The organism is Thermomonospora curvata DSM 43183 (assembly GCF_000024385.1).
GTDB lineage: Bacteria > Actinomycetota > Actinomycetes > Streptosporangiales > Streptosporangiaceae > Thermomonospora > Thermomonospora curvata.
In genome coordinates this window covers 1,815,163-1,839,538 of sequence record NC_013510.1, presented here as the reverse complement: position 1 = coordinate 1,839,538, position 24,376 = coordinate 1,815,163, and the positions used below count along the sequence as shown (strand labels likewise).

The window sequence follows — 24,376 nt, the reverse complement described above, 5'->3', positions numbered from 1 at the left end:
GGCAGGCACGAAGGGAACTGACGGCCATGCGCACTCGGCCGCTGCACGACCGGCTGTACGACGTCGCCGCGCTGACGGCCCGGGTCGGCGTCGGAATCGTCTTCCTGGCCCACGGCTGGCAGAAGATCCAGGTGGGCATCATCGCCACCAGCCGCTCTTTCGCGCAGATGGACGTGCCGGCGCCGACCGCCGCCGCCATCTACGCCACGTTCACCGAACTGCTGGGCGGCCTGGCCCTGATCGCCGGGCTCGGCCTGCCGATCGCCGGCGCGCTGCTGTTTGCGGACATGGCCGGGGCGCTGGTGTTCGTCCACGCCGGCAACGGGCTCTTCCTGGTCGACCAGGGCACGGGCACGGCCCGGGGCGGTTTCGAACTCGTGCTGGCGCTGGGCGCGGCGAGCCTGCTGTTCGCCGCGGGCGGCGGCGGGCGCATCTCCCTGGACCACCGCCTGTTCTCCCGGCGCCGCGCCGCCCCCGGCCCGGTGGACGCGCCACAGCCGCCCCCGCCCGAGCCGGAACCCGCCCCGCCGCCGCAGGACGAGCCGCAGCCGCCCGAAACCCGCGGCAAACGCCCGCCCGCCAAAGGCCGCTCAAAGAAGCAACCGGACGCACCGGACGCCGAGCCCGCCCCCGGCGGCGAACCGGCCGCCCGGCCCCGCCCGGCCTCCGAGATCATCGAGGGCACCGGCCCGGACGATGTGTTCGTGGCCGGGCGGCGCAAACCGCGCGACGACCCCGGCGCCTGACCCGCGCCCCGGCCCTCAGGTGATGTTCATCGTGGCCGGATCGAACCCCAGGCGCTCCCCCACGTCCATCGTGGCGATCTCGGCCATGTCCTCCTCGTCGAGCTCGAAGTCGAACACCTGGAAGTTCTCGGCGATCCGCGACGGCGTCACCGACTTGGGGATCACGATGTTGCCCAGCTGAAGATGCCAGCGCAGCACCACCTGGGCGGGAGTCCTGCCGTGCTTGGCGGCCAGCCGGGCCGGCACCGGGTCCTCCAGCAGCCCCTTGCCCTGGCCCAGCGGCCCCCACGCCTCGGTGGCGATGCCGTGCTCGGCGTGGAAGGCCCGCAGCTCCGCCTGCGCCAGGCGGGGGTGCAGCTCGATCTGGTTGACGGCCGGCACCACCCCGGAGTCCTCGATCACCCTGGTCAGCGCCTCGACGGTGAAGTTGGACACCCCGATGGCGCGCACCCGTCCCTCTTCCTGCAGCCGCCGCAGCGCCCGCCAGGCCTCCAGGTACTTGTTCTGCGCGGGCACCGGCCAGTGGATCAGGTACAGGTCCAGCACGTCCAGGCCGAGCCGCGCCATGCTCTTGTCGAAGGCCGCCAGCGCCGCGTCGTAGTCGTGCTGGGAGTTCCACAGCTTGGTGGTGATGAACACCTCCTCGCGCGGCACCCCCGACGCGCGCAGGGCGCGGCCGACGCCCCGTTCGTTGCGGTATATCGCCGCGGTGTCGATGCTGCGGTAGCCGACCCGCAGCGCCGTCGCCACCGCCTGCTCGGCCTCGTCGTCGGGGATCTGGAACACCCCGAAACCCAGCTGCGGCATCCGCACGCCGTTGTTGAGGGTGATGTCAGGAACGGTCATGTCGACCACTCCTACCCCGCCGTCCCACGCCCACGCCGCCGGTGGCCGGAACCGGCGACGCACCGGGGGCGGGATGCCGGGCATCCCGCCCCCGGTGCGTTCGCCACCGCGCAGAACCGCTCAGCTGCAGCCGCTGGTGGAGCCGCAGCCTTCGCACACGTAGCAGCTGCCGGCCGGACGCATCTTCGTCCCGCAGGTCATGCACAGCGGCGCGTCCTCGGCGGTGCGGCCCTGCCGGCTTTCGATCACGTTCGCCGACGGGCTCTGCGGCTCGGCGGGCCGTCCCGCCGGAGCGTGCGGCCGGTCGATCTCGGCGCTCTGCGCCAGCGTCTCCCGCGCCACCTGCTCGTCGGTGTGCAGCGTGGCCGGGTCCTCCCCGTTGGCCTGCATCGCCCGCTCCTCGGCGGTGAAGATGCCCAGCTCGGCCCGCTTCTCGTACGGCAGGTGGTCCAGCGCCAGCCGCCGGAAGATGTAGTCCATCACCGACGTGGCCATCCGGATGTCGGGGTCGTCGGTCATCCCGGCCGGCTCAAAGCGCATGTTGGTGAACTTCTCCACCCACGTCTCCAGCGGCACCCCGTACTGGAGGCTGATGGAGATCGCCATCGAGAAGGCGTCCATCACCCCGGCCAGCGTCGACCCCTGCTTGCCGAGCTTGAGGAACACCTCCCCCAACCCGTCGTCGGGGTAGGTGGAGGCCGTCATGTACCCCTCGGCCCCGGCCACCGAGAACCGCGTCACCGTCGCCGGCCGCTGCTTGGGCAGCCGCCGCCGCACCGGCCGCGTGGGCACCGGCGCCGCCTCGCCCTTGGCTTCCTCCTTTTCCTTCTTCTTTTTCCCGGCCGCCGACAGCGGCTGCCCGACCTTGCAGTTGTCCCGGTAAATCGCCAGGGCCTTCAGGCCCATCTTCCACCCCTCGAAGTACACCTTCTCGATGTCTTCGACGGTGGCGTGCTCGGGCATGTTCACGGTCTTGCTGATGGCCCCGCTCAGGAACGGCTGGACCGCGGCCATCATCCGGATGTGGCCCATGGGGCTGATCGCCCGCTCGCCCATCGCGCAGTCGAACACCTCATAGTGTTCGGGGCGCAGGCCGGGCGCGTCCACCACGTGCCCGTGCTCGGAGATGTATTCGACGATGGCCTCCACCTGCTCCTGCTGGTAGCCCAGCTTGCGCAGCGCCCGCGGGACGGTGTGGTTGACGATCTCCATCGACCCGCCGCCGACCAGCTTCTTGAATTTCTTCAAGGCCAGGTCGGGCTCGATCCCGGTGGTGTCACAGTCCATCATCAAGCCGATGGTGTTGTGACTCACCATGCCGTTGGCGACGTAAGTGACGTTGTCGGGAACCGACAGGTCGTAGGTCGGCTGGATTCCGCCGTCGGCATTTTCTGCGACCCGCTCGAACGCATAACCCAGAGCGTGCTGGAGCCGCTCGTCGAGCGTCTCCTGGAAGATTTCCTGGGCGAGCATCCGGGCGACCCCGCCGGTCTTCCTGAGCGACTGCAGCACCGCGTCGCGCGAGCGGTGCCCGGCCGGCACCAGCTCTTCCCAGACCGGGCGCGGCAGGACGACGTAGTCCTTCTTGGCCGACCGGGCCGGCTCCAGCTGAACCACGAGCCTGGCCTTGCGTTCGCCGATGAAGCCGACGATCTCCTCAAAGCGCAGCGCGTGATCGGTGTTGCGCAGCCGCACCTGGAAGACCGGGCCGCCGAAGCCGCTGGCGGTCCGGCGGGTGGTGGTGACCATGCCCAGCGCCAGCAGCAGCGTCCGGATCTCCCCGGCGAAGGACTCCGAAGAGGTCGACAGGCTCGGCACGCCTTCGGCCACGGTGCCGTCCGCCTCGAACAGGCCGCGCAGGAACGCGCTGTAGATCGCCGGGTCGTTGGTCTCCAGGATCGCCGAGGGCACCCGCGGCGTCCAGCCCTTGCCGGCGTGGTCGACGCCCGGCAGGTCCTTGGCGAAACCGGCCGCCCGCCACCAGCGGGCCAGCCGCACCGACTGCAGCGTCAGCTCCCGGTAGCCCTCGGCCTGCCGCACCACCGGCTGCAGGTTGAACAGCTCCTTGGCCAGGATGCCGAGGCGGTCGGCGACGTCGAGGTCGGTGTCGGGGACGCACAGCCGGATGCCCTTGGCGTGCAGGCTCCCGTCCCCCATGAAGTACCCGACCAGCTCGGCCAGCTCCTCGGTGACGGCATCCGGCACCGTGATCGTCCGGTCGTCGGTGTAGTAGGCCTGGTCGAGGACGGGCAGCGGCACCCGGCGGGACTCCCCGACCAGCGTGCCCAGCTGCATCGGCACCAGGTCCCCCGGCTCGATGTCCGCCAGGCGCTTCCACACCCACTCGCCGGAGCGCTCGTCCACGACCTTGACCCGGTGGGTGAGGGTGCCCTGGATGGTGTAGCCGCCCTCGGTGCGGATCAGCCGGGTCGGCTCCTCGCCGTTGACGAAGAACTTGGTCGCCCGCCGGGGACCGGCGTCGGTGGAAACCGTCATGTCCAGGTCCTGCCACCGGTCGCCGTAGACGTCGCCGATCTCCGACAGCCTGGTCAGTCCCCGGTCGGTGGTGACGAGGGTCTCCCCGGTCAGGCAGCCGGTGGGCGCGAGCAGGCTGGCCTGGGCGTTGCGGTAGCCGTTCTTCTCACCGAGGGCCAGGCACTGGGACCACTGCCTGGTGGCCTCGGCGTGAATGGCCTTGTCCATCTCCTCCAGGGGGCGGAGCTGGTCGTTGGCGGCGGCGTGCTTGCGCATCACCCGCTTGTGCGCCTCGGCGTTGCGGGCGTACCCGTCGTAGGCGCCGACGATGCCGGCCAGCTCGGCGGAGCGGCGGTAGGCGGTGGCGGTCATCAGCGAGGTGATCGCGGCCGCCAGCGACCGCCCGCCCTCGGAGTCGTAGGCGTGCCCGGTGGCCATCAGCAAGGCGCCCAGGTTGGCGTAGCCGATGCCCAGCTGCCGGTAGGCCCGGGTGGTCTCGGCGATCTTCTCGGTCGGGAAGTCGGCGAAGGTGATGGAGATATCCATCGCGGTGATGATCAGCTCGGTGAGCTTGACGAACCGCGTGATATCGAAGGTGTCGTCCTCGCGCAGGAATTTCAGCAGGTTGATGGATGCCAGGTTGCACGAGGAATTGTCAAGGCTCATGTACTCCGAGCAAGGGTTACTTGCCGTGATGCGCCCTGTTTCGGGGTTGGTGTGCCAGTCGTTGATGGTGTCGTCGTACTGGATTCCCGGGTCGGCGCATTCCCAGGCGGCCTGGGCCATGGCGCGGAACAGGTCGCGGGCCCTGACGGTCTCGATGACCTCGCCGGTGAGGCGGGCGCGCAAGCCGAATTCCTCGTCGTTTTCGACGGCGCGCATGAATTCGTCGGAGACGCGGACGGAGTTGTTGGCGTTCTGGTACTGGACGCTGGTGATGTCCTTGCCGCCCAGGTCCATGTCGAAGCCGGCGTCCCGCAGCGCGCGGATCTTGTCTTCTTCGCGGGCCTTGGTCCAGATGAATTCCTCGATGTCGGGGTGGTCGACGTCGAGGACGACCATCTTGGCGGCGCGGCGGGTGGCGCCGCCGGACTTGATGGTGCCGGCGGAGGCGTCGGCGCCGCGCATGAAGGAGACCGGGCCGCTGGCGGTGCCGCCGGAGGACAGCAGTTCCTTGCTGGAGCGGATGCGGGAGAGGTTCAGGCCGGCGCCGGAGCCGCCTTTGAAGATGATCCCCTCTTCCTTGTACCAGTCCAGGATCGACTCCATGGTGTCGTCCACGGACAGGATGAAGCAGGCGCTGACCTGCCAGGGGGATTTGGTGCCGACGTTGAACCAGACGGGCGAGTTGAAGCTGAAGATCTGGTGGATGAGGGCGTATTTGAGCTCGTGGTCGAAGATCTCGGCGTCTTCGTCGGAGGCGAAGTAGCCGTGGGCCTTGCCGGTGTCGACGTAGACCTTGACGACCCGGTCGACCAGCTGCTTGAGGCTCCACTCGCGCTCGGGCGTGCCGACGGCTCCGCGGAAGTACTTGGAGGTGACGATGTTGACGGCGTTGACCGACCAGAAGTCGGGGAATTCCACGCCGCGCTGTTCGAAGTTGATCGAGCCGTCGCGCCAGTTGGTCATGACGACGTCCCGGCGTTCCCAGGTGACCTCGTCGTACGGGTGCACGCCGGGAGTGGTGAAGATGCGCTCGATCTTGAGCCCTTTGCGCTTGCCGCGCCTGGGCGCCGAGCCGCTCACCGTTTCGGTCATGACTCTATCCCCCTCCAGGCCCATGGCGGAGCCCATAACAGGATGAACGTTGTCAGAAGGCCGGCTCATCCGCCGGCCGAGGCCGGTTCAGTCGTCGTGCTGCTCGCGCCGCTCCTTGGCGGCGGCGCGCAACGACTGGATTTCCCGCTCGAAGTCCTCCAGCGACTCAAACCCCCGGTAGACGGAGGCGAAGCGCAGGTAGGCGACCTCGTCGAGTTCCCGCAGCGGTCCCAAGATGGCCAGGCCGATCTCATGGGAGGGGATCTCGGCGAGCCCGGTGGCCCGGATCGCCTCCTCCACCTGGTGGCCCAGCCTGGCCAGGGCGTCCTCGCTCACGGGCCGGCCCTGGCAGGCCCTGCGCACCCCCGCGATGATCTTTTCCCGGGAGAAGGGTTCGGTGACCCCGCTGCGCTTGGCCACCATCTGGAGCACGGTCTCCTGGGTGGTGAAGCGCTTCCCGCACTGGGGGCAGGACCGGCGGCGCCGGATGGCCGTGCCGTCCTCGACGGACCTGCTGTCGATCACCCGGCTGTCGGGGTTGCGGCAGAACGGGCAGTGCACCCTGTGTCGACCTCCCCTGGCAGACCGCCGTGTGACCACAACCTGTGGATAATCACATCGGTGTAATTACTAGATGTTGTGGTCAACCGTAGGGGCTCGGCGGAGGGCTGCGCAACCTGAACCGGCCTGCGGGCGCCAGTAGCGCTGATCACAGGAGGCCATGTCCGCCGGCCTCGGCGTGTCGTGTCGGCGTGCGGGCCGGGTAGGCGGTAGCGGGAGGCCCGCTCTTGCGGGCGGGGCCGTCTCAGGGGGTTCGGCCGTGGTTCGCGGGGACGGCCTGGGAGTGCGGGGAGGGGTCTGTGACGTGGTCGGCTCGGGCGCCCTGCTCGGTGCCGAGCCAGAACGCCCCCAGGGTCAAGGCGGCCACGGCGAGGGTGACCGCGCCCTTGCCGCGCCGGGTCAGCCGCACCGGACCGGCGGCGGGGTCCCGGCGTCTTCTGTCCCGGGACGGCTGGCCGCCCGCCGGGGCGCCTCCCGCCCTGCCGTGGGCGGGCGAGCGCCTGCGGTACGGGCCGCCCGTGGGAGAGCCGCGATGCACCGTCCCGTCACGGGCGACGCGCCGCCTGAGCGGCTGCGGGCGCCTCAGGTCGGGGTCCGGGAGGCCCCGGGCCGGTTTCCCTTCGAACGGCTGCCGGCGTTCGGGGGCGTGTTCCGGCTCGCCGCGGGCGGTGTCTCGCCCGGACGGCCGCCGGCGCGCCAGGCCGGGGCTCGTCGCGCCGCGGCGGGATGGGCCGTGAGCCGGGTCCGCCCCGGGAGAGTTCCGGCGGGCCGGCTCGCCGCGGGCGATGCTCCGGCCGGGCGGCTCTCGGCGCGTCGGGACGTCGGGGCGAAAGGAGCCGCGGGTCAGGCCGCGGCCGGGAGGGCTCTGACGGCCCGGCGCCTGGAGGGCGTCGCCTCGTCGGCGCGGCTTTGGGGAGTCCGGACGGATGGAGGTCAAAAGCTCGGGTGGGAGCTCGTCGGTGCCGCAGGGAATGAGGGTGAGGTGCTTGCGGGTGAGGAGGGCTCGGCGGGGGCGGGGTGTCGGGGACGGGCTCGCCATCGGCTGGCCTCCGATCGAGTGATTCGAATGAAAGTTCGATCGAACGGATGTGCGATTTGTATCGCATGGGCCCGGCGCGGGGCGAGGAGGACACGCCGACTTTTTTCGAACAGTTGTTTGATCAGCAGCGGGATCCGCGCTAACGTGCCATAACAGCGAAGGAGTGAGGGTCCCGTACCAGTGGCGCGTCGGTCAGGCCGCCACGTCCAGCGCCAGGAGGCGGTCGAGCGATGAGCAAGGTCCGGCAGCTGCCCGACGGGCCGATGGACGACAGCGGTCTCACCCAGCGCCAACGCATGGTACTGGAGGTCATCCGGGATTCGGTGCAGCGGCGCGGCTATCCCCCCTCGATGCGGGAGATCGGTGAGGCGGTGGGGCTGACCAGCACCTCCAGCGTGTCCCACCAGTTGCGCACCCTGCAGCGCAAGGGCTACCTGCGGCGCGACCCGAACCGGCCGCGCGCGGTGGAGGTGCGGATGCCGGAGGGCGCCCCGGTGCGGGCGGCCGGCACGGCGGCGTCCGCCGAGGGGGCCGAGGCGGCGCCGAAGGCGGCCATGGTGCCGCTGGTCGGCCGGATCGCGGCCGGCGGCCCCATCCTGGCCGAAGAGAGCGTGGAGGATGTGTTCGCGCTGCCCCGGCAGCTGGTCGGCGAGGGCACCCACTTCCTGCTGCAGGTCTCCGGCGACTCGATGATCGAGGCGGCCATCGCCGACGGCGACTGGGTGGTGGTCCGCCAGCAGCCGGTGGCCGAAAACGGCGACATCGTCGCGGCGATGATCGACGGGGAGGCCACCGTCAAGACGTTCAAGCGCAAGGAAGGCCACATCTGGCTGATGCCGCAGAACAAGGCCTACGACCCCATCCCCGGCGACGAGGCGACCATCCTGGGCCGGGTGGTGGCCGTGCTGCGCAAGATCTGACCGCCGGGCCGCACCACCGGCGTAACACGCTCAGACGGCCTGGGCGCCGCCCGAAGGCGGCGCCCAGGCCGTCCGTCGTCAGGCCGGGACGATGTTGACGATCTTGGGGGCGCGGACGATGACCTTGCGGATGCCGGCGCCGCCCAGCGCCGCGGTGACCTTCTCGGAGGCCAGCGCCAGGCGCTCCAGTTCCTCCTCGGAGATGGACGGGGAGACCTGCAGCCGGTCGCGGACCTTGCCGGCGACCTGGACCACGCAGGTGACCTCCTCCTCCACCAGCAGGGCCGGGTCGGCGCTCGGCCAGCCGGCCTTGGCGACCGGGGCCTGGCGGCCCAGCAGCTCCCAGGCCTCCTCGGCGGTGTAGGGGGCGAACAGCGACAGCAGCACCGCGATGGTCTCGGCGGCCTCCCGGACGGCCGGGTCGGCGGCGCCGGGGCCGGAGTCGATGGCGCGGCGGGTGGCCGAGACCAGCTCCATGATCCGGGCGATGGCGACGTTGAAGCGGTAGGCCTCGACCAGGGTGGTGACCTCGTCGATGGTCCGGTGGGTGACCCGCCGCAGCGCGACGTCGCCGGTGGCGGGGTCGGCGCCGACGGGGGCGGCGGTCTCGGCGGCGATGCGGTGCACCCGGCCCAGGAACTTGGTCATGGCGCCCGGGGAGACGTCGGCCCAGTCGATGTCGTCCTCGGGCGGGCCGGAGAACAGCATGGCCAGCCGGACCACGTCCACGCCGTGCTCGGCGATCTGCTCGCCCAGGTCGACCAGGTTGCCGGTGGACTTGGACATCGCCTTGCCGTTCAGGATCACCTGGCCCTGGTTGAGCAGCCGGGTGAAGGGCTCGGTGAAGTCCACCATGCCCATGTCATGCAGCACCTTGGTGAAGAACCGGCTGTAGAGCAGGTGCAGGATGGCGTGCTCGACGCCGCCGGTGTACTGGTCGACCGGCATCCACTTGCGGACCTGCTCGACGTCGAAGGGGCCTTCGGTGTAGTCGGGCGAGCAGTACCGGAAGTAGTACCAGGAGGAGTCGACGAAGGTGTCCATGGTGTCGGAGTCGCGCTTGGCGGCGCCTCCGCACTTGGGGCAGGACACGTTGACCCAGTCGGTGGCGGCGGCCAGCGGGGAGGTGCCCTTGGGGGCCAGGTCCGCGCCGCGCAGGTTGTCGGGCAGCGTGACCGGCAGGTCCTCGTCCGGGACGGGCACCTCGCCGCAGGAGGGGCAGTGGATGATCGGGATGGGGCAGCCCCAGAACCGCTGGCGGGAGACCAGCCAGTCGCGCAGCCGGTAGTTCACCGCCGCCTTGCCCAGGCCCTTCTCTTCCAGGATCTGGATGATCTTCTTGATGGCCTCGGCTTTGTTCAGCCCGTTGAGCGGGCCGGAGTTGATCAGCCGGCCGTCGCCGGGGGTGGCCACGCCGGTGACGGCGGGGTCCTCTTCGCCGGTGTCGACCACCACGCGCACCGGCAGGCCGAACTTGCGGGCGAAGTCCAGGTCGCGCTGGTCGTGGGCGGGGACGGCCATGATCGCCCCGTGCCCGTACTCGGCCAGCACGTAGTCGGAGGCCCAGATCGGGATGCGTTCGCCGTTGACCGGGTTGATGGCGTAGCGGCCCAGGAAGACGCCGGTCTTCTCCCGTTCGGTCGACAGCCGGTCGATCTCGCTTTCGCGGGAGACCTGCTCGCGGTAGGCCTCGAACTCGGCCCGCTGCTCGGGGGCGCAGATCTCATCGGCCAGCGGGGCGTCGGCGGCGACCACGAAGAAGGTGGCCCCGTACAGGGTGTCGGGGCGGGTGGTGAAGACGGTGACGGGCTCCTTGCGGCCCTCGATGACGAAGTCGACGTCGGCGCCGGTGGAGCGGCCGATCCAGTTGCGCTGCATCACCAGCACCCGCTCGGGCCACTTGCCCTCCAGCTGCTTCATGTCCTCCAGCAGCCGGTCGGCGTACTCGGTGATGCGGAAGTACCACTGGGTCAGGGTGCGCCGCTCGACCAGGGCGCCGCAGCGCTCGCAGTGCCCGCCGACGACCTGCTCGTTGGCCAGCACGGTCTGGTCGTTGGGGCACCAGTTGACCTGGCCGCCCTTGCGGTAGGCCAGCCCCCGCTCATAGAAGCGCAGGAACAGCCACTGGGTCCACTTGTAGTACTCGGGGTCGGAGGTGTGCAGCCGACGGGACCAGTCGAAGGAGGGGGCGTAGCGGCGGAACGAGGCGGCCTGCGTCTCGATGTTGGCGTAGGTCCACTTGGCCGGGTGCTCGTTGCGCTTGATGGCGGCGTTCTCGGCGGGCAGCCCGAAGGAGTCCCAGCCGATGGGGTGCAGCACGTTGTAGCCGCGCTGGAACCAGTAGCGGGCGACCACGTCGCCGATGGCGAACGCCTCGGCGTGCCCCATGTGCAGGTCACCGGAGGGGTAGGGGAACATGTCGAGGGCATAGCGCCGCTCGCGGGGGTCGTCGTCGGACTCCTCGGCCCGGTAGGGGTCCATCTCCGCCCAGCGGGCCTGCCACTTCTCCTGCACCGCCCGCGGGTCGTAGGAGTCCGCGGGCTGCGCCCCGGCTGTGCTCCCCGACGCCTGGCGGGTGTTCTCGTCGGTGCTCACGGTCGTCGACTCCGGTCTTTCGGTAACGGGTGTACGAGGTGCCGTACGGGTTTGCCGGCGGCTTCGCATCTGCTTTGGCTCGGGGCCCCATACATGAAGAGACCCCTCACGCAGGAGGGGACGCCGCGCCGACGATCGGGTCAGCGCGACGGGCCGAGAAGCAGGCGCACTCGCATACATCAAGACTAGCGCAGCGGCAAGGTCTCGCGGCGAGAACGCTGTTCATCCGCCCATAAGTGGTTACTTGTGGCTAGCGGGGGCGGGGATCAGTGAGACAGGATGAGTAGCACACATCACAGATTGCCCCTACGTGGCCCCTGGTGGGTCATTTCGCGAGGAGTACCATGCTCAACCTGTCGGTTCTGCTCGAGGACGCCGCGCGGGAGACGCCGGACCGCCACGCCGTGGTCTTCGGGGACATGCGGCTGTCGTACTCGTTCATCGACCAGGTCGCCAACCAGGTGGCGAACCTGCTGGTCTCCCGGGGGATCAAGCCGGGCGACAAGATCGCCATCTCCTCGCCGAACCTGCCCTACTTCCCGATGATCTATTTCGGGGCGCTGAAGGCGGGGGCGGTGGTCGTCCCGCTGAACGTGCTGCTCAAGCAGCGCGAGATCGCCTACCACCTGACCGACTCGGAGGCCAAGGCCTACTTCTGCTTCCAGGGCACCCCCGAGCTGCCGCTGGGCGAGACGGGCTGGGCGGGCTTTGCCGAGGTCCCCACCTGCGAGCACTTCTTCCTGCTGCCGACCGGGCTGGACGTCACCGAGTCCCCCATCGAGGGGGCCGAGCTGTTCTGGGCAGCCATCGGCGACCAGCCCAAGACCTTCGAGACGGTGGTCACCAAGCCCGAGGACACCGCCGTGGTGCTCTACACCAGCGGCACCACCGGCCAGCCCAAGGGCGCCGAGCTCACCCACAGCAACCTGCTGACCAACACGATGGTGGCCGACACGCTCTTTGAGCGGTCCCCGGACGACGTCTTCTTGGTGACGCTGCCGCTGTTCCACATCTTCGGGCAGACCTGCGTGATGAACGTCGGCTTCTACCGGCGGGCCACGCTGGTGCTGATGCCGCGCTTTGAGCCCAAGGGCGCCATCCAGCTGATGGTCAAGGAGAAGGTCACCCAGTTCGCCGGGGTGCCGACCATGTGGTGGGCGCTGCTGACCGACGAGACCTCCCCGGAGGACGTGGCGGCCATCCGGGAGAACCTGCGGGTGGCGGTCTCCGGCGGCGCGGCGCTGCCGATGGAGGTCCTCAAGGGCATCAAGGACAAGTTCGGCGTCGACATCCTGGAGGGCTACGGCCTGTCGGAGACCTCCCCGGTGTGCTCGTTCAACCGTCCGGACCGGCCCACCAAGCCGGGCTCGATCGGGCTGCCGGTGTGGGGCGTGGAGATGAAGCTCATCGACCCCCACTCCGAGGACGAGTGGAAGACCATCGAGGGCGAGGGCCCCGGGGAGATCGCGGTGCGCGGCCCGAACGTGATGAAGGGCTACTACAAGCGGCCGGAGGCCACCGCCTGGGCGATCAAGGACGGCTGGTTCCGCACCGGTGACATCGCCCGCCGCGACGAGGACGGCTACTACTACATCATCGACCGCTCCAAGGACATGATCATCCGCGGCGGTTACAACGTCTACCCGCGCGAGATCGAAGAGGTCCTGATGACCCACCCGCAGGTCTCGCTGGCCGCGGTGGTGGGCGTGCCGCACGACTCCCACGGCGAGGAGATCAAGGCGTACGTGATCCGCACCCCCGGCGCCACGATCACCGAGGAGGAGCTGATCGCCTGGAGCAAGGAGCAGCTGGCCAACTACAAGTACCCGCGCATCGTGGAGTTCCGCGACGAGCTGCCGATGACCGCCACCGGCAAGATCCTCAAGCGCGAACTGCGCTGAGCGCGGCCTGACGAAGGCCACAGGGCCCGCCCGGTCGGCACCGGGCGGGCCCTGTCGGTCGTCGGCGCCCCTTCCGCGGGGCGGGGCGTCAGATCTCGTAGGGCAGGCGCTTGATGCCGTTGACGAAGTTCGACAGCAGCCACTCCGGCTCGCCGGCCGCGCGGATGGTCGGCACCTGGCGGAACAGCTCGCGGAACATCACGGTGACCTCGCGGCGGGCCAGGTGGGCGCCCAGGCAGAAGTGCGGGCCGGGGCCGCCGAAGCCCACGTGCGGGTTGGGCGAGCGCAGGATGTCGAAGCGGTCGGGGTCGTCGAAGACCGTCTCGTCGCGGTTGGCCGAGGCGTAGTACAGCAGCAGCTTGTCGCCGGCCTTGATCTCGTGCCCGTTGAGGGTGGTGTCGCAGGTGGCGGTGCGGCGCATCCAGATGACCGGGGAGGCGTAGCGGACGATCTCCTCCACCGCGCCGGCGATGCGGCCCTCGAAGTCCTCGGCCAGCAGGGCGCGCTGGTCGGGGTGGGTGGTGAACAGGTGCAGGCCGTGGGCGATGGCGTTGCGGGTGGTCTCGTTGCCGGCCACCGCCAGCAGGATGAAGAAGGAGCCCAGCTCCTGGTCGGTCAGCGACTCGCCGTCGATGTTGGCGTTGACCAGGGCGGAGGTCAGGTCGTCGGTGGGGTTGGCGCGGCGGTCGCGGGCCAGCTCCTCCATGATGTTGATGAGGGTCTGCCCGGCGTTCAGCAGCCCCGTGGCCATCTTCTCGTAGTCGGTGACGTCCTCGACGTACTCGGGGTCGGCGCCGGCCAGGATGGTGTTGCTGGCGTCCAGGACGGTCTGGTAGTGGGCGTCGGGGATGCCCATCAGCTCGCAGATGATCGTCAGCGGCAGCCGGGCGGCCACGTCGGAGACGAACTCGCCGGTGCCGCCGTCGCGGACTCGCGCCACGATCCGCGCGGCCACGTCCTCGACGTGGTCCTCAAAGCGCTGGATCATCCGGGGGGTGAAGGCCCGGGAGACGATCCGGCGCAGCCGGGCGTGCCGCGGGTCGTCCATGTTGATCATGGAGCCGAAGTACTCGTTGAGCTCGGTCGGCATGTCCGGGATGCTGATGGCGCCCTGCCCGGAGCAGAAGTCCTTGGGCCGGCGGGAGGCCTCGACCACGTCGGCGTGCCGGGTGACCGCGTAGTAGCCCGGCCCGGTGGGCAGGCCGGCGACCTGGGGCTCCGGGAAGCGCGGGAGGGTCTCCTGCCGGCGCAGGACGCGGAAGGCCTCATAGCGTTCCGGCCGGGGGCGCTTCCAGAAGTCCCAGTCGGTGAGGTTGATTTCGGCTGCCTCGATCATGGAGTGATCCCTAGAACTAGAACCTCATTCGGTTTACATTCATCCTGCCAAAGTAAACCGCCCCTGCACCAGTCCCTCGCCGAAACCTTCGGGGGCGACAACGATCACCATTCCGGCCGGGCGGATGCCCTCAGCGGCTCAGCCAGTCCAGGATCAGCGCGTTCACCTCATCCGGCCGTTCCAGGTGCAGGAAGTGGCCGGCGCCCTCGACGAAGTCCACCTGCGAGCCCGGCGGCAGGTGGGGCAGGACGCCCGCGGCGCCGCCGGTGATGTCGGCGCCCAGGCAGCCGTCGCCGGTGCCGTGCAGATAACGGATGGGCCGCTCCCCCCGCCGCTCGGCCGCCTCCTGGGCGGCGGCGTAGGCCGGCAGGTGGCGGGACGGGTCGAGCATGGCCCGGTAGTAGCCGATCGCGGCGGCGATGTTGTCGGGGGTGGCCAGGCACTCCATGACGTGCTCGACGTCCTCGGCGGCGTCGTAGCCGGGCGACCAGTCCCGCCACAGCCCTTCGACGAACGAGCGGTTCAGCGCCATCTCCGCCAGCGGCGTCTGGAACACGAAGATGTAGAACGAGCGCTTGAGCTGCTCGTAGGTCAGAAAGCCGGCCAGCAGGGCGGGCACGGGCGGCAGCGCCAGGGTGACCGCGCGCCGCCAGCGCTCGGGGGCCTGGGCGATCGCGGCATAGGTCGCCGCGGCGCCCCAGTCGTGCCCGATCAGCACCGCGTCCGGGCCGCCGCCCAGCGCCTCGTGCAGGGCGTTGGCGTCCGCCCCCAGCGCCCCGGTCTGGTAGGCGCCGTCCGCCGGCACCGATGTGGGGGCGTAACCGCGCATGAACGGGGCGACCGCGCGGTAGCCGGCGGCGGCCAGCGCCGGCAGCAGGTGCCGCCAGGTGTGCGCGGAGTCGGGGAAGCCGTGCAGGCACAGCGCCAGCGGCCCGTCGGCGGGGCCCTGCGCCAGGTAGCCGAACTCCAGCCCGTTCGCCTTGATCGTGTCCATGCCCGTCTCCGTTCGCGTGATCAGGGACCGACCGCGACGTTACCGCCGACCGAGCGCCATTCGGTAGACATCCGGACCTTCCGGACACTAGGCAAAGATTCCGACTTCGAATATCGTGGCTGAAAGCCCATAAGTCACGCGAATCAGTTGCCATCGACAAGCTGCACAACTGGATCAATCGCAGCGTGGCGATTGCCTGCTCTGCCCGCACCAGCCTGAGGAAGAGTGATGACGGACCCCACGCAGGACCCCCTGCAGAGCGCAGCCCGCGATCACCTGTGGATGCACTTCACGCGGCACTCCTCGCTCATCGACGGCGGCGAGGTCCCGGTGATCGTGCGCGGCGACGGCCCCTACGTCTATGACGACAAGGGCAAGCGCTACCTGGACGGCCTGGCCGGCCTGTTCACCACCCAGGTGGGGCACGGCCGCCAGGAACTGGCGCAGGCCGCCGCCAAGCAGGCCGCCGAACTGGCCTTCTTCCCCCTGTGGTCCTACGCCCACCCCAAGGCGATCGAGCTGGCCGAACGGCTGGCGGCGCTGGCCCCCGGCGAGCTGAACCGGGTCTTCTTCACCACCGGCGGCGGCGAGGCGGTGGAGAGCGCCTGGAAACTGGCCAAGCAGTACTTCAAGCTCACCGGCAAGCCCACCAAGCACAAGGTGATCAGCCGGGCCATCGCCTACCACGGCACCACGCAGGGCGCGCTGTCGCTGACCGGGCTGCCCGCCATCAAGGCGCCGTTCGAGCCGCTGGTGCCCAGCGCGTTCCGGGTGCCCAACACCAACATCTACCGCGCCCCCGTGCACGGCGACGACCCCGAGGCGTTCGGACGCTGGGCCGCCGACCGCATCGAAGAGGCGATTCTCTTCGAAGGCCCCGACACGGTCGCGGCGGTGTTCCTGGAGCCGGTGCAGAACGCCGGCGGCTGCTTCCCCCCGCCGCCCGGCTACTTCCAGCGGGTCCGCGAGATCTGCGACCGCTACGACGTGCTGCTGGTCTCCGACGAGGTGATCTGCGCCTACGGGCGGCTGGGCACCATGTTCGGGGCGCAGCGCTATGACTACCAGCCCGACATCATCACCTTCGCCAAGGGCATCACCTCCGGCTACGCCCCGCTCGGCGGCATGCTGGTGACCGACCGGCTGTTCGAGCCGTTCCGCAAGGGCACCACCACGTTCGCCCACGGCTACACCTTCGGCGGGCACCCGGTGTCGGCGGCAGTGGCCCTGGCCAACCTCGACCTGTTCGAACGCGAGGACCTGCTGGGCCACGTGCAGCGCAACGAGGCCCTCTTCCGCTCCACCCTGGAGAAGCTGCTGGACCTGCCGATCGTCGGGGACGTGCGCGGCGCCGGCTACTTCTACGGCATCGAGCTGGTCAAGGACAAGGCCACCAAGGAGAGCTTCACCGACGAAGAGTCCGAGCGGCTGCTGCGCGGCTTCGTGGACAAGGCGCTGTTCGAGGCCGGGCTGTACTGCCGGGCCGACGACCGCGGCGACCCGGTCGTCCAGCTCGCCCCGCCGCTGATCTGCGACCGCTCCCACTTCGAGGAGATGGAGCAGATCCTGCGCGCGGTCCTGTCGGAGGCCAGCAACCGGCTGTAGGCGGCGAAGGCGGTGGCCGTCCTGCGCGCGGACGGCCACCGCCTTCCCGGCGGCGGGCGACACCAGCAGGCTTGAATCCCCCCAAACCGGGCATCAGGACTGCCGCGACGAGAACGTCCAAGGCGCCGCAACCGCGGCCGCACTGTGACAAGGGGGATTCATATGACCAAGGCACGTGACGTCATGCACGCGGGTGTGCAGTGCATACCCGCGCACGAGACGCTGGACCGGGCCGCTCAGATGATGCGGGAGCTGGACGTGGGCGCCCTGCCGATCTGCGGCGACGACGACCGGCTGCAGGGCATCATCACCGACCGCGACATCGTGGTGAAGTGCATCGCCGCCGGCCACGACCCGTCCAAGGTCACCGCCAGTGAGCTGGCCCAGGGCACGCCGCAGTGGATCGACGCCGACGCCGACATCTCCGAGGCGGTGCGCCAGATGACCCGGCACCGCATCAAGCGCCTTCCGGTCATCGAGAACAAGCGGCTGGTCGGCATGATCAGTGAGGCCGACCTCGCCCAGAAACTCCCCGAAGACCAGCTCGCCGAGTTCGTCGAGAAGGTCTTCACCCCGCACTGAGCCGTCCGCGATGCCGCGAGCCCGCCGCCATCACGACGGCGGGCTCAGCTCTGCGGCGACCGCGCCTCCGAAGGCCCGCCCGGGGTGGGCGTTCCCGCCGTCCCGGCTCGCATTGACCCCTTTTCAACACGGCGTTCCCGCAAGGGGTACGGAGCCTTGGAGTCAGGGCGATGCCGTGACCTGCAATGTCATGACCGTCAGGGCTCCTGCCTCCGGCACCCAAGATCATGTGTTGAAAAAGTTCGTCCCGCGCTCCCGTCCGCGTTCACGGGCGCCCCGCCGCCGGCGGGGAACTCAAATCCCCCCGCCATTCCAGATGCCGGGGAAGGAAGCCCGCCGCTTGCCCCGTCCCGTTGCCGCACCCTTTCGGGCCTGCGGAAATGAAGTCCCGGAAAAGCCGTTTCCGCAGGATGCGATCGCAGGATCGCCGCGTTCGGAGGCCGCGGCCCGCCGAGCGCCATCGCAGGCGGAGCACACCCCACAAGATCACATAAACCGAAAATACTGCATCAATCACCATTAAAAGGACACATAATCCGGGTTGATCCGTTGAATCGTCACTTACAACACCCCCGTTCCCTGCATCATCTACGCATGGACGGCGCGCGGGAACGCTTTCCTGTGGCCGAGCCTTCCCAAGGGCGTCCGCTCCTGTCCGAAGAACCGGGGGGCCAGGCGGCGGGAGAGGCGGAGCTCGAGGAGGCCCTGCAGGCGGCGCTCGACGGAGATGAGACGGCGTTCCGGATGCTTTACCGGGACATCCAGCCCAGGCTGCTCCGCTACCTGCGCATCCTGGTCGGTCCCGACGCCGACGACGTCGCCTCCGACACCTGGCTGCAGATCGCCAGGGACCTGAAGGGCTTCCGCGGCGACTACGACCGGTTCCGCGGCTGGTGCACTCGTATCGCCCGCAACCGCGCCATCGATCACCTGCGCAGGATCGGCCGCCGCCCCGGCACGAGCCTGCCGGTGGAGGAGCTCCCCGAGACGGCCGGCGTGCGCGACGCCGAGACCGACGCGCTGGAGCGGCTGTCCACCGAGACGGCCATCACGCTCATCGCGCAACTGCCGCGCGACCAGGCCGAGGCGGTGCTGCTGCGGGTGGTCGTGGGCCTGGACGCCAAGGCGGCGGGCCGGGTGCTGGGCAAACGGGCGGGCACCGTCCGCACCTCCGCCCACCGGGGGCTGCGCAGGCTCGCGGAGATCCTCGGCCGGGAGCGCTCCGGGCGGCAAGCGGCGGGCGCGCCGCAGCCGTGATGCGCACCGGCCGTGGAGGCAGAGGGAATGAGATGAACGCAGACGACCGTCGGATCGACCACGAGAGCGCCGAGCGGATGCTCAAGGCCGCCTCGGCGTGTCCGCGGTCACCGGCCCCCGAGTCGGCGGACCCGCTGGTCCGGCTGCTGCAGGCCGCCGCGGCGCCCGGCACGGAGGCGGAACTGGCCGGCGAGGAGGCCGCCGTGGCGGCCTTCCGGGCACGGGCCCGCGGGCCGCGCCCCGCCCGCGCCGCGGCCCGCCACACCCCGCTGCTGCTCGCCTCGGCGGCGCTGGTGATCACGGTGCTGCCGGTCTTCCTGCCCGCGGTCCTCGGCATGCCGTCACCGGGCGGGCGGGGGGAGCCGCCCGCAGGCCCTCCCCGCATCCATGCCGCACCGTCCCAGAGCGCCACGGCCCCCTCCGTTTCGGCCGACCCTTCGGCCGCGCCGTCCGCCGCGGGGACGGCCGCGCCTGAGACGGTGCGGCTGTGCCGGGCCTACACCAGCGCCGCCAAGGTCAACCCGCAGGCCGCGCGCCGCTCCCCCGCCTTCGCCGCGCTGTCCGCGCGAACAGGCGGTGACGTGGACCGCTACTGCCGGCTCGCGCTGAAGCCCTCCGCCCCTTCCGGCCCCGCCGGAAAGAACAACGCCGGCAAGGACGACGGCGCGAACCGCAAAGGGCCTGAGAACAACCCCGGCCGGGGGAAGGGCAAGGCCGAGTCAGGAAAGGGCGCCCCGGGCAACGGCAACGCCGGCAATGGCAGTGCAAGAAGCGGGAAGCCGGGAAACGGCAACCCGGCCGGCGGAAATCCGGGCAAGCAGAATTAGCGCTCGCCGTCCGGCCGCGCTCCCCTTGCCGGGCCGCTCAGCAAAGCCGGCGTCCCGGGGATCTCGTCATTCCCTCCGGTCGCGGAGGCCGGTGCGCTCCGCCGAGATCCTCCGGGAGGACGAGCGCACCGGCTTTCTCTCCGGCGGTGGGCCCGTGCGTCCCGGGACGCACGGGCCCACCGAGGCCTTCAGCACCCGGCCGCCAAAGCCCCGAGACGGCGGCTCCGCCGACATCCGCAGGCCACGGCGCCGTCCCGTATGCAGGCGGCCGGGAGCGCGATTCCGTCACACGCCCCAGTCGGGCCGCAACGGCATGCGGGACTCGCCGCGCTCGCCGAGCTTGACGCCCAGGATCTGGTGCAGCTGGATCCAGTTGAGCTCGAAACCGAGCCGGCTGCCGGCCATGTACAGCCGCCACACCCGCGCGGTGCCCTCGCCGACCTCGGCCACCGCCTCGTCCCAGTGCTCATCGAGGTTGCGGCACCATCCGGCCAGGGTGCGGGCGTAGTGCTCGCGCAGGTTCTCCTGGTGGCGGATCTCAAAACCGGCGTCGTTCATCTGGGTCTGCAGGTAGCCGGGCCCCTCCAGCTCCCCGTCGGGGAAGACGTACCGGTTGATGAACCCGTCCTTCTTCATGGCCGGCTGGGTGTTGTCGGGCCGGGTGATGCAGTGGTTGAGCAGCCGCCCGCCCGGCTTGAGCTTGCCGTACAGGAAGCCGAAGTAGGACGGCAGGTTGGCCTTGCCGATGTGCTCGGTGAGGCCGATCGAGCTGATGGCGTCGAAGTCGCCCTCGGTGACGTCCCGGTAGTCCTGGTGGCGGACCTCGGCCAGGTCGCTCAGGCCCGCCTCGGCGATGGCCTTCTGCGCCCACTCGGCCTGCTGCTTGGACAGCGTGACGCCCAGCGCCCGCACCCCGTAGTGCTTGGCGGCGTGCATCACCATGCCGCCCCAGCCGCAGCCCACGTCCAGCAGCCGCATGCCCGGCCGCAGCCCGAGCTTCTTGGCGACCAGGTCGTGCTTGTGGAACTGCGCCTCCTCCAAGGTGGCGTCCTCGGTGGGGAAACAGGCGCAGGTGTAGGTCATCGACGGGCCCAGCACCCACTCATAGAAGGTGTTGGACACGTCGTAGTGGTGGGAGATGGCCTTGGCGTCCCGCCGCTTGGTGTGCCGGAACCAGGAGGTGCGGCCGGTCCGCACCTCCTGCGGCGGGGGCGGCAGACGGCGGCTGGCCGCCGCGCGCAGCAGCGGATCCTGCAGGACACCGGCCAGCAGCCGCAGCCGGGCCTTGGGCGTCAGCGCCTCGGTCAGCTGCGTCATCTCCCGCAGCAGCGTGTACATGTCGCCGTAGGCGTCCAGGTGCCCGGCCACGTACGCGCGGGCCAGCCCGAGCGCGCTCGGCGAGTGCACCAGGTAGGACACCGCGTACGGCGACTTCACGTGGACCCGCAGATCACTGCCCAGGCGTCCGGCTCTCGATCCGTCGTAGGCGGTGAGCTCCACAGGGGCGTCCGCCCCGACCAGCTCCTCGAAGACCTTGGCCAGCGTCATCGCTTCCCTCCTGTCCGTCCCGCCCCGCGGGTCTTCATCGCCGCCGCCCCGGTCAGCGTCCCCGCACGCACTTGTCGTAGAGGTCGAGCAGGCGCGCGTCGGGGTCGTAGGTGTCCTTCAGACGCCGGTAGGTTTCCCCGTCGTAGTGCCGCCAGAACTCCTCACGCGAGTAGAACGCCGTCGAGTACAGAGACTTGTGGCCGTCCAGTTGGGCGACCTTCCGTTCGATCAGCCGGTTGTGGTACTCGGGCATCTGCCCCGGCTGCAGCGGCACCGTCCCCCAGAAGCCGGCGTTGACGTAGGTGACGCCGGGCTTGAGCGGGTACAGCGGCCAGCGGTGGCGCGCCCGCAGCGGGCACAGCCACACCGGGCTCATCCCGATCTTGTCGTGGAAGAACTCCAGGAACTCCGGCAGGCGTTCTGCCGGCACCTCGATGTCCTGGATGACGTCCTCGCGCGGCGGCTTGCCCGTCCACCGGTCGATGCGCGCCTTGAACTGGTAGCGCTTTTCGTAGGCCACCAGCTTGCGGTACACATCCGACCGCTTGGCGCTCTTCGGCCACACCCGCCGGATCAGCGGGTTCTGCACGCCCAGGGCGCGCGAGCACCAGAACCAGTCGGTGTCCCAGCGCCACAGGTAGTCGCGGATGGTCAAAAAGTCGATCGACCGCTGCTGGATCGACCGGTAGTAGATGTGCTGCCCGGTGTAGTCCGACACATAGGGGGCGGTGTCGGTGAACGTGCCGAGCGTCAGGTACATCTCGCGCGGCCCGAAGAAGGTGCCGTCCAAAAAGTGCACCTCATCGCCCTCGTGCTCGCGGCTTTCGCTCAGCTCGGCGAGCTTGGCGGCGCACTCGCCGGCGTCGTCGAAGCGCAGGTGCCGCAGCCGGACGTACGGCTTGACCGGCTCCAGTTCGATCTTCAGCTTCAGGGCGTACCCCAGCGTCCCGTAGGAGTTGGGGAAGCCCCAGAACAGGTCGGAGTGCTCCCCGTCCGGGGTGGCGGTGACCACTTCGCCGGCGCCGGTGATGATCTGCATCTCCAGCACCGACTCGTGCGGCAGGCCGTTGCGGAAGGAGGTGGACTCGATGCCCAGGCCGGTCACCGCCCCGCCCAGCGTGATCGTCTTGAGCTGGGGCACCACCAGCGGCATCAGCCCGTGCGGCAGGGTGGCGTCGACCAGGTCCTCGTAGGTGGTCATGCCCTGCACGTCGGCGGTGCGCGCATCCGGGTCCACCGCCAGCACCCGGTTGAAGCCGGACACGTCCAGGCCGGGCGCGGCCGTCGGCTCGCGGAAGCGGAACAGGTTGGAGGTCTGCTTGGCCAAGCGGACCGGTGTGCCCGGCGGGATCGCCGCATACGACCTGCGCAGCGCCTCGACCGCTCGCTCGTGGTGGTCTGTGACCGCCAGCTGTGACATCGCGCCCCTTCCCGTGACCAGTAAACCGATCATCCCATGCCCGTTCCAGGCGCTCTCCCGTTATGGTCGTCACAGATTGCCCGTCAAGGGAGCATCATGGGGAAGCTTTACGACGGCCTCGATGACCGTCTGCGTGCCTTCATCGCCCGGCAGCCGTTGTTCTTCGTCGCCACCGCCCCGCTGGAGGGCGGTCACATCAATGTGTCCCCCAAGGGATACCGCGACACCTTCGCCGTCATCGACGACCGCACCGTCGCCTACCTGGACATGCACGGCTCCGGCGCGGAGACCATCGCGCACCTGCGGCAGAACGGCCGGATCACCGTGATGTTCTGCTCCTTTGAGCGCACCCCGAAGATCCTGCGCCTGTACGGCACCGGCCGTGTCGTCACCCCCGGCTCCGCCGAGTGGCCCGCGCTGGTGTCCTTCTTCCCCTCCGACATCCCGGGCGCGCGGTCGATCATCGTGGTGGACGTGCACCGCATCGCCGACTCCTGCGGCTACGGCGTCCCCTACATGGACTTCGCCGGCGACCGCGAGCATCTCAAAGACTGGTCACGGCGCAAGAGCCCGGAGGACTTCGCCGCCTACCGCCGCGAGAAGAACACCACCAGCATCGACGGCCTGCCCGCCCTGGACCCTCCCACCGGCTCTTGAGCCCCGCCCCGCGCGGGGGTCACGCCCGGAGCAGCCTCAAGATCCAGGGGTAGCGGAAGTCCAGGCCGCCGAGCGCGGCCACGGCGGCGACCAGGGCGACCACCCAGGAGACGGTGTAGACGATGCCGCCCAGCCCGAACGTCACGATCGTCACCAGCAGCAGCGTCAGCTGGAAGTTCACCGCCTCGGCCGCCTGGCGCCGCGCATACGGCGCGCCGGCTCCGGCGAGCAGCATGACCGCCAAAGGCGGGATGATCAGCGGTACCGCGCCCGACCCGTGCGCCAGGGCGGCCAGCAGCCGCTGCCGCCCGTCCGGCGGGCCGGGCGCCGTCTTGCCGGGGACGCCGCCGGAGGCGGGCTCCGGCACCGGCCGTTCCAGGCCCGCCATCACCGCCGCCAGGTCGGCGCGGGTCTTGGCGGTCATCGCCAGATGCATCCGCAGCTCGAATTCCGCGTGATCCAGCCGTCCTTCGGCATAGGCGTCTTTGAGCCGTTCGAGCACCGGTTCTCTCTCGGCGTCCGAAACCCTCAGCGCCGTCGTCGTGTATCCACCGCCGTTCATGCCTCCATGCTCGGTTCCGTCCCGCGTCGGCGAATATCGGGGAAGCCCCTGGCTTTACCCTGGTCTCCCGCTCCGCCGCGCTCAGGGGATCGCCGCGCCGGGCGTCCCGGGCCCAAAGGCGCTGTTTCCCATGCGGGGCTCTGCAGAGATGCCCAGGGCGAGGACGGCTGGTCCGGTCCGGATGCGACGCCGGGGCGGGCTTGGGGAACCGCTCGAACGCACCGGCCGTTGTCCTTTCAACCAGCATCGACCCAGCAGGCAAGGGGCACGCTCCGCGGGGGCCGGAGCGCCACGAACACCGAATGGCAGGGCAGGCGGATGAGGTTCCGGGACCGATTCGGAATCCGCAAGTGGCGCGGGAACAGGATCACCAGGCTGGACCGGGAGGCGACCAACGCCGACATCGAGGCGCTGATCGCCTTTGCCCGCAGCCGCCAGGGCGTGGAGTTCTACGTCGAGCCCCAGACCTTCGCCACCGACACCACCGCGGTCGCCGTCGCCTCCGACGGGGAGTGGATCCGCCGCCGGGTCGGCGCCCCCCAGGTGATCCACAAGGTGGCCCGTGATCTGGGCCTGCCCGTCTACGACGCCCAGCTGGTCGGCTACCCGCCGCGCATGCGCGCCTGGAACGAACGCAACCGCCACCGCCGTCTCGACCCTGGCTCTCCCGGCGAAGCCGTCTCCTCTTGACCGGCCGTCTCCCCGCCGAGAGACCTGCCAGAGCCCGGGAAGGACCCGGGATCGGAC

Annotated in this window: 19 protein-coding genes; 9 read left to right on the top strand and 10 right to left on the bottom strand. The window is 70.1% G+C overall.

Going from position 1 to position 24,376, the window contains the following annotated elements; genetic code table 11:
- Positions 1–26 precede the first annotated feature (26 nt).
- Positions 27–746 carry a DoxX family protein gene (locus TCUR_RS27860; protein WP_012851948.1) on the top strand — a complete coding sequence of 240 codons (720 nt, stop codon included), beginning with the start codon at positions 27–29 and terminating at the stop codon, positions 744–746.
- A 15-nt stretch (positions 747–761) separates the two neighbouring features.
- On the opposite strand, the gene TCUR_RS07840 is transcribed toward TCUR_RS27860, so the two are convergent.
- The 4 genes from TCUR_RS07840 to TCUR_RS26965 form a co-directional block, all read right to left on the bottom strand.
- Positions 762–1,592 (bottom strand): aldo/keto reductase, encoded by an 831-nt coding sequence (locus TCUR_RS07840; protein WP_012851947.1) that lies wholly within the window; start codon positions 1,590–1,592, stop codon positions 762–764.
- A gap of 120 nt (positions 1,593–1,712) precedes the next feature.
- On the bottom strand, positions 1,713–5,825 hold the full coding sequence (locus TCUR_RS07835) for a vitamin B12-dependent ribonucleotide reductase (protein WP_012851946.1): 4,113 nt from the start codon (positions 5,823–5,825) through the stop codon (positions 1,713–1,715).
- Between the two features lie 87 nt (positions 5,826–5,912).
- Positions 5,913–6,386: a transcriptional regulator NrdR gene (gene nrdR / locus TCUR_RS07830; protein ID WP_012851945.1), complete on the bottom strand. Its 474-nt coding sequence runs from the start codon at positions 6,384–6,386 to the stop codon at positions 5,913–5,915.
- A 244-nt stretch (positions 6,387–6,630) separates the two neighbouring features.
- Positions 6,631–6,795: a hypothetical protein gene (locus TCUR_RS26965; RefSeq protein WP_169313006.1), complete on the bottom strand. Its 165-nt coding sequence runs from the start codon at positions 6,793–6,795 to the stop codon at positions 6,631–6,633.
- Positions 6,796–7,655: 860 nt separating this feature from the next.
- On the opposite strand from TCUR_RS26965, the gene lexA reads away from it, so the two are divergent.
- Positions 7,656–8,345, top strand: a complete 690-nt coding sequence (gene lexA, locus TCUR_RS07825) for a transcriptional repressor LexA (RefSeq protein ID WP_012851943.1) — start codon at positions 7,656–7,658, stop codon at positions 8,343–8,345.
- Between the two features lie 78 nt (positions 8,346–8,423).
- Here lexA and leuS read toward each other — a convergent pair whose 3' ends face one another.
- Complete coding sequence (leuS, locus tag TCUR_RS07820) at positions 8,424–10,940, bottom strand: leucine--tRNA ligase (protein WP_012851942.1); 2,517 nt, start codon at positions 10,938–10,940, stop codon at positions 8,424–8,426.
- 344 nt (positions 10,941–11,284) lie between these two features.
- On the opposite strand from leuS, the gene TCUR_RS07815 reads away from it, so the two are divergent.
- Positions 11,285–12,841: a long-chain-fatty-acid--CoA ligase gene (locus TCUR_RS07815; RefSeq protein ID WP_012851941.1), complete on the top strand. Its 1,557-nt coding sequence runs from the start codon at positions 11,285–11,287 to the stop codon at positions 12,839–12,841.
- 88 nt (positions 12,842–12,929) lie between these two features.
- On the opposite strand, the gene TCUR_RS07810 is transcribed toward TCUR_RS07815, so the two are convergent.
- Positions 12,930–14,177 carry a cytochrome P450 gene (locus TCUR_RS07810; protein WP_012851940.1) on the bottom strand — a complete coding sequence of 416 codons (1,248 nt, stop codon included), beginning with the start codon at positions 14,175–14,177 and terminating at the stop codon, positions 12,930–12,932.
- A gap of 130 nt (positions 14,178–14,307) precedes the next feature.
- Complete coding sequence (locus TCUR_RS07805) at positions 14,308–15,171, bottom strand: alpha/beta fold hydrolase (RefSeq protein ID WP_012851939.1); 864 nt, start codon at positions 15,169–15,171, stop codon at positions 14,308–14,310.
- A gap of 228 nt (positions 15,172–15,399) precedes the next feature.
- Here TCUR_RS07805 and TCUR_RS07800 point away from each other — a divergent pair, with 228 nt between their 5' ends.
- The 4 genes from TCUR_RS07800 to TCUR_RS26960 all read left to right on the top strand — a co-directional run bounded on the left by TCUR_RS07800 (position 15,400) and on the right by TCUR_RS26960 (position 19,442).
- A complete protein-coding gene (locus TCUR_RS07800; protein WP_012851938.1) occupies positions 15,400–16,776 on the top strand; it encodes an aspartate aminotransferase family protein in 1,377 nt (458 codons plus the stop codon).
- 162 nt (positions 16,777–16,938) lie between these two features.
- A complete protein-coding gene (locus TCUR_RS07795; protein WP_012851937.1) occupies positions 16,939–17,358 on the top strand; it encodes a CBS domain-containing protein in 420 nt (139 codons plus the stop codon).
- A gap of 594 nt (positions 17,359–17,952) precedes the next feature.
- On the top strand, positions 17,953–18,615 hold the full coding sequence (locus TCUR_RS07790) for an RNA polymerase sigma factor (RefSeq protein WP_012851936.1): 663 nt from the start codon (positions 17,953–17,955) through the stop codon (positions 18,613–18,615).
- Between the two features lie 32 nt (positions 18,616–18,647).
- Positions 18,648–19,442 (top strand): hypothetical protein, encoded by a 795-nt coding sequence (locus TCUR_RS26960; protein ID WP_012851935.1) that lies wholly within the window; start codon positions 18,648–18,650, stop codon positions 19,440–19,442.
- A 285-nt stretch (positions 19,443–19,727) separates the two neighbouring features.
- On the opposite strand, the gene TCUR_RS07780 is transcribed toward TCUR_RS26960, so the two are convergent.
- Both TCUR_RS07780 and TCUR_RS07775 read right to left on the bottom strand, forming a co-directional pair.
- Positions 19,728–20,990 (bottom strand): SAM-dependent methyltransferase, encoded by a 1,263-nt coding sequence (locus TCUR_RS07780; RefSeq protein ID WP_012851934.1) that lies wholly within the window; start codon positions 20,988–20,990, stop codon positions 19,728–19,730.
- A gap of 52 nt (positions 20,991–21,042) precedes the next feature.
- Positions 21,043–22,410, bottom strand: a complete 1,368-nt coding sequence (locus tag TCUR_RS07775) for an FAD-binding oxidoreductase (protein WP_012851933.1) — start codon at positions 22,408–22,410, stop codon at positions 21,043–21,045.
- Between the two features lie 96 nt (positions 22,411–22,506).
- Between TCUR_RS07775 and TCUR_RS07770 the strand changes: the two genes are divergently transcribed.
- A complete protein-coding gene (locus tag TCUR_RS07770; RefSeq protein WP_012851932.1) occupies positions 22,507–23,067 on the top strand; it encodes a pyridoxamine 5'-phosphate oxidase family protein in 561 nt (186 codons plus the stop codon).
- Positions 23,068–23,086: 19 nt separating this feature from the next.
- On the opposite strand, the gene TCUR_RS07765 is transcribed toward TCUR_RS07770, so the two are convergent.
- Positions 23,087–23,629 carry a DUF1707 and DUF4870 domain-containing protein gene (locus TCUR_RS07765; protein WP_012851931.1) on the bottom strand — a complete coding sequence of 181 codons (543 nt, stop codon included), beginning with the start codon at positions 23,627–23,629 and terminating at the stop codon, positions 23,087–23,089.
- Between the two features lie 318 nt (positions 23,630–23,947).
- Between TCUR_RS07765 and TCUR_RS07760 the strand changes: the two genes are divergently transcribed.
- Complete coding sequence (locus tag TCUR_RS07760) at positions 23,948–24,319, top strand: hypothetical protein (RefSeq protein ID WP_012851930.1); 372 nt, start codon at positions 23,948–23,950, stop codon at positions 24,317–24,319.
- Positions 24,320–24,376 lie beyond the last annotated feature (57 nt).

Excerpts from the sequence above, each read along its gene's own strand:
- TCUR_RS27860 (WP_012851948.1), top strand. The coding sequence starts at position 27 with ATGCGCACTCGGCCGCTGCACGACCGGCTGTACGACGTCGCCGCGCTG.
- TCUR_RS07840 (WP_012851947.1), bottom strand. The coding sequence starts at position 1,592 with ATGACCGTTCCTGACATCACCCTCAACAACGGCGTGCGGATGCCGCAG.
- TCUR_RS07835 (WP_012851946.1), bottom strand. The coding sequence starts at position 5,825 with ATGACCGAAACGGTGAGCGGCTCGGCGCCCAGGCGCGGCAAGCGCAAA.
- lexA (WP_012851943.1), top strand. The coding sequence starts at position 7,656 with ATGAGCAAGGTCCGGCAGCTGCCCGACGGGCCGATGGACGACAGCGGT.
- TCUR_RS07815 (WP_012851941.1), top strand. The coding sequence starts at position 11,285 with ATGCTCAACCTGTCGGTTCTGCTCGAGGACGCCGCGCGGGAGACGCCG.
- TCUR_RS07810 (WP_012851940.1), bottom strand. The coding sequence starts at position 14,177 with ATGATCGAGGCAGCCGAAATCAACCTCACCGACTGGGACTTCTGGAAG.
- TCUR_RS07805 (WP_012851939.1), bottom strand. The coding sequence starts at position 15,171 with ATGGACACGATCAAGGCGAACGGGCTGGAGTTCGGCTACCTGGCGCAG.
- TCUR_RS07800 (WP_012851938.1), top strand. The coding sequence starts at position 15,400 with ATGACGGACCCCACGCAGGACCCCCTGCAGAGCGCAGCCCGCGATCAC.
- TCUR_RS07795 (WP_012851937.1), top strand. The coding sequence starts at position 16,939 with ATGACCAAGGCACGTGACGTCATGCACGCGGGTGTGCAGTGCATACCC.
- TCUR_RS07790 (WP_012851936.1), top strand. The coding sequence starts at position 17,953 with ATGGACGGCGCGCGGGAACGCTTTCCTGTGGCCGAGCCTTCCCAAGGG.
- TCUR_RS26960 (WP_012851935.1), top strand. The coding sequence starts at position 18,648 with ATGAACGCAGACGACCGTCGGATCGACCACGAGAGCGCCGAGCGGATG.
- TCUR_RS07780 (WP_012851934.1), bottom strand. The coding sequence starts at position 20,990 with ATGACGCTGGCCAAGGTCTTCGAGGAGCTGGTCGGGGCGGACGCCCCT.
- TCUR_RS07775 (WP_012851933.1), bottom strand. The coding sequence starts at position 22,410 with ATGTCACAGCTGGCGGTCACAGACCACCACGAGCGAGCGGTCGAGGCG.
- TCUR_RS07770 (WP_012851932.1), top strand. The coding sequence starts at position 22,507 with ATGGGGAAGCTTTACGACGGCCTCGATGACCGTCTGCGTGCCTTCATC.
- TCUR_RS07765 (WP_012851931.1), bottom strand. The coding sequence starts at position 23,629 with ATGAACGGCGGTGGATACACGACGACGGCGCTGAGGGTTTCGGACGCC.
- TCUR_RS07760 (WP_012851930.1), top strand. The coding sequence starts at position 23,948 with ATGAGGTTCCGGGACCGATTCGGAATCCGCAAGTGGCGCGGGAACAGG.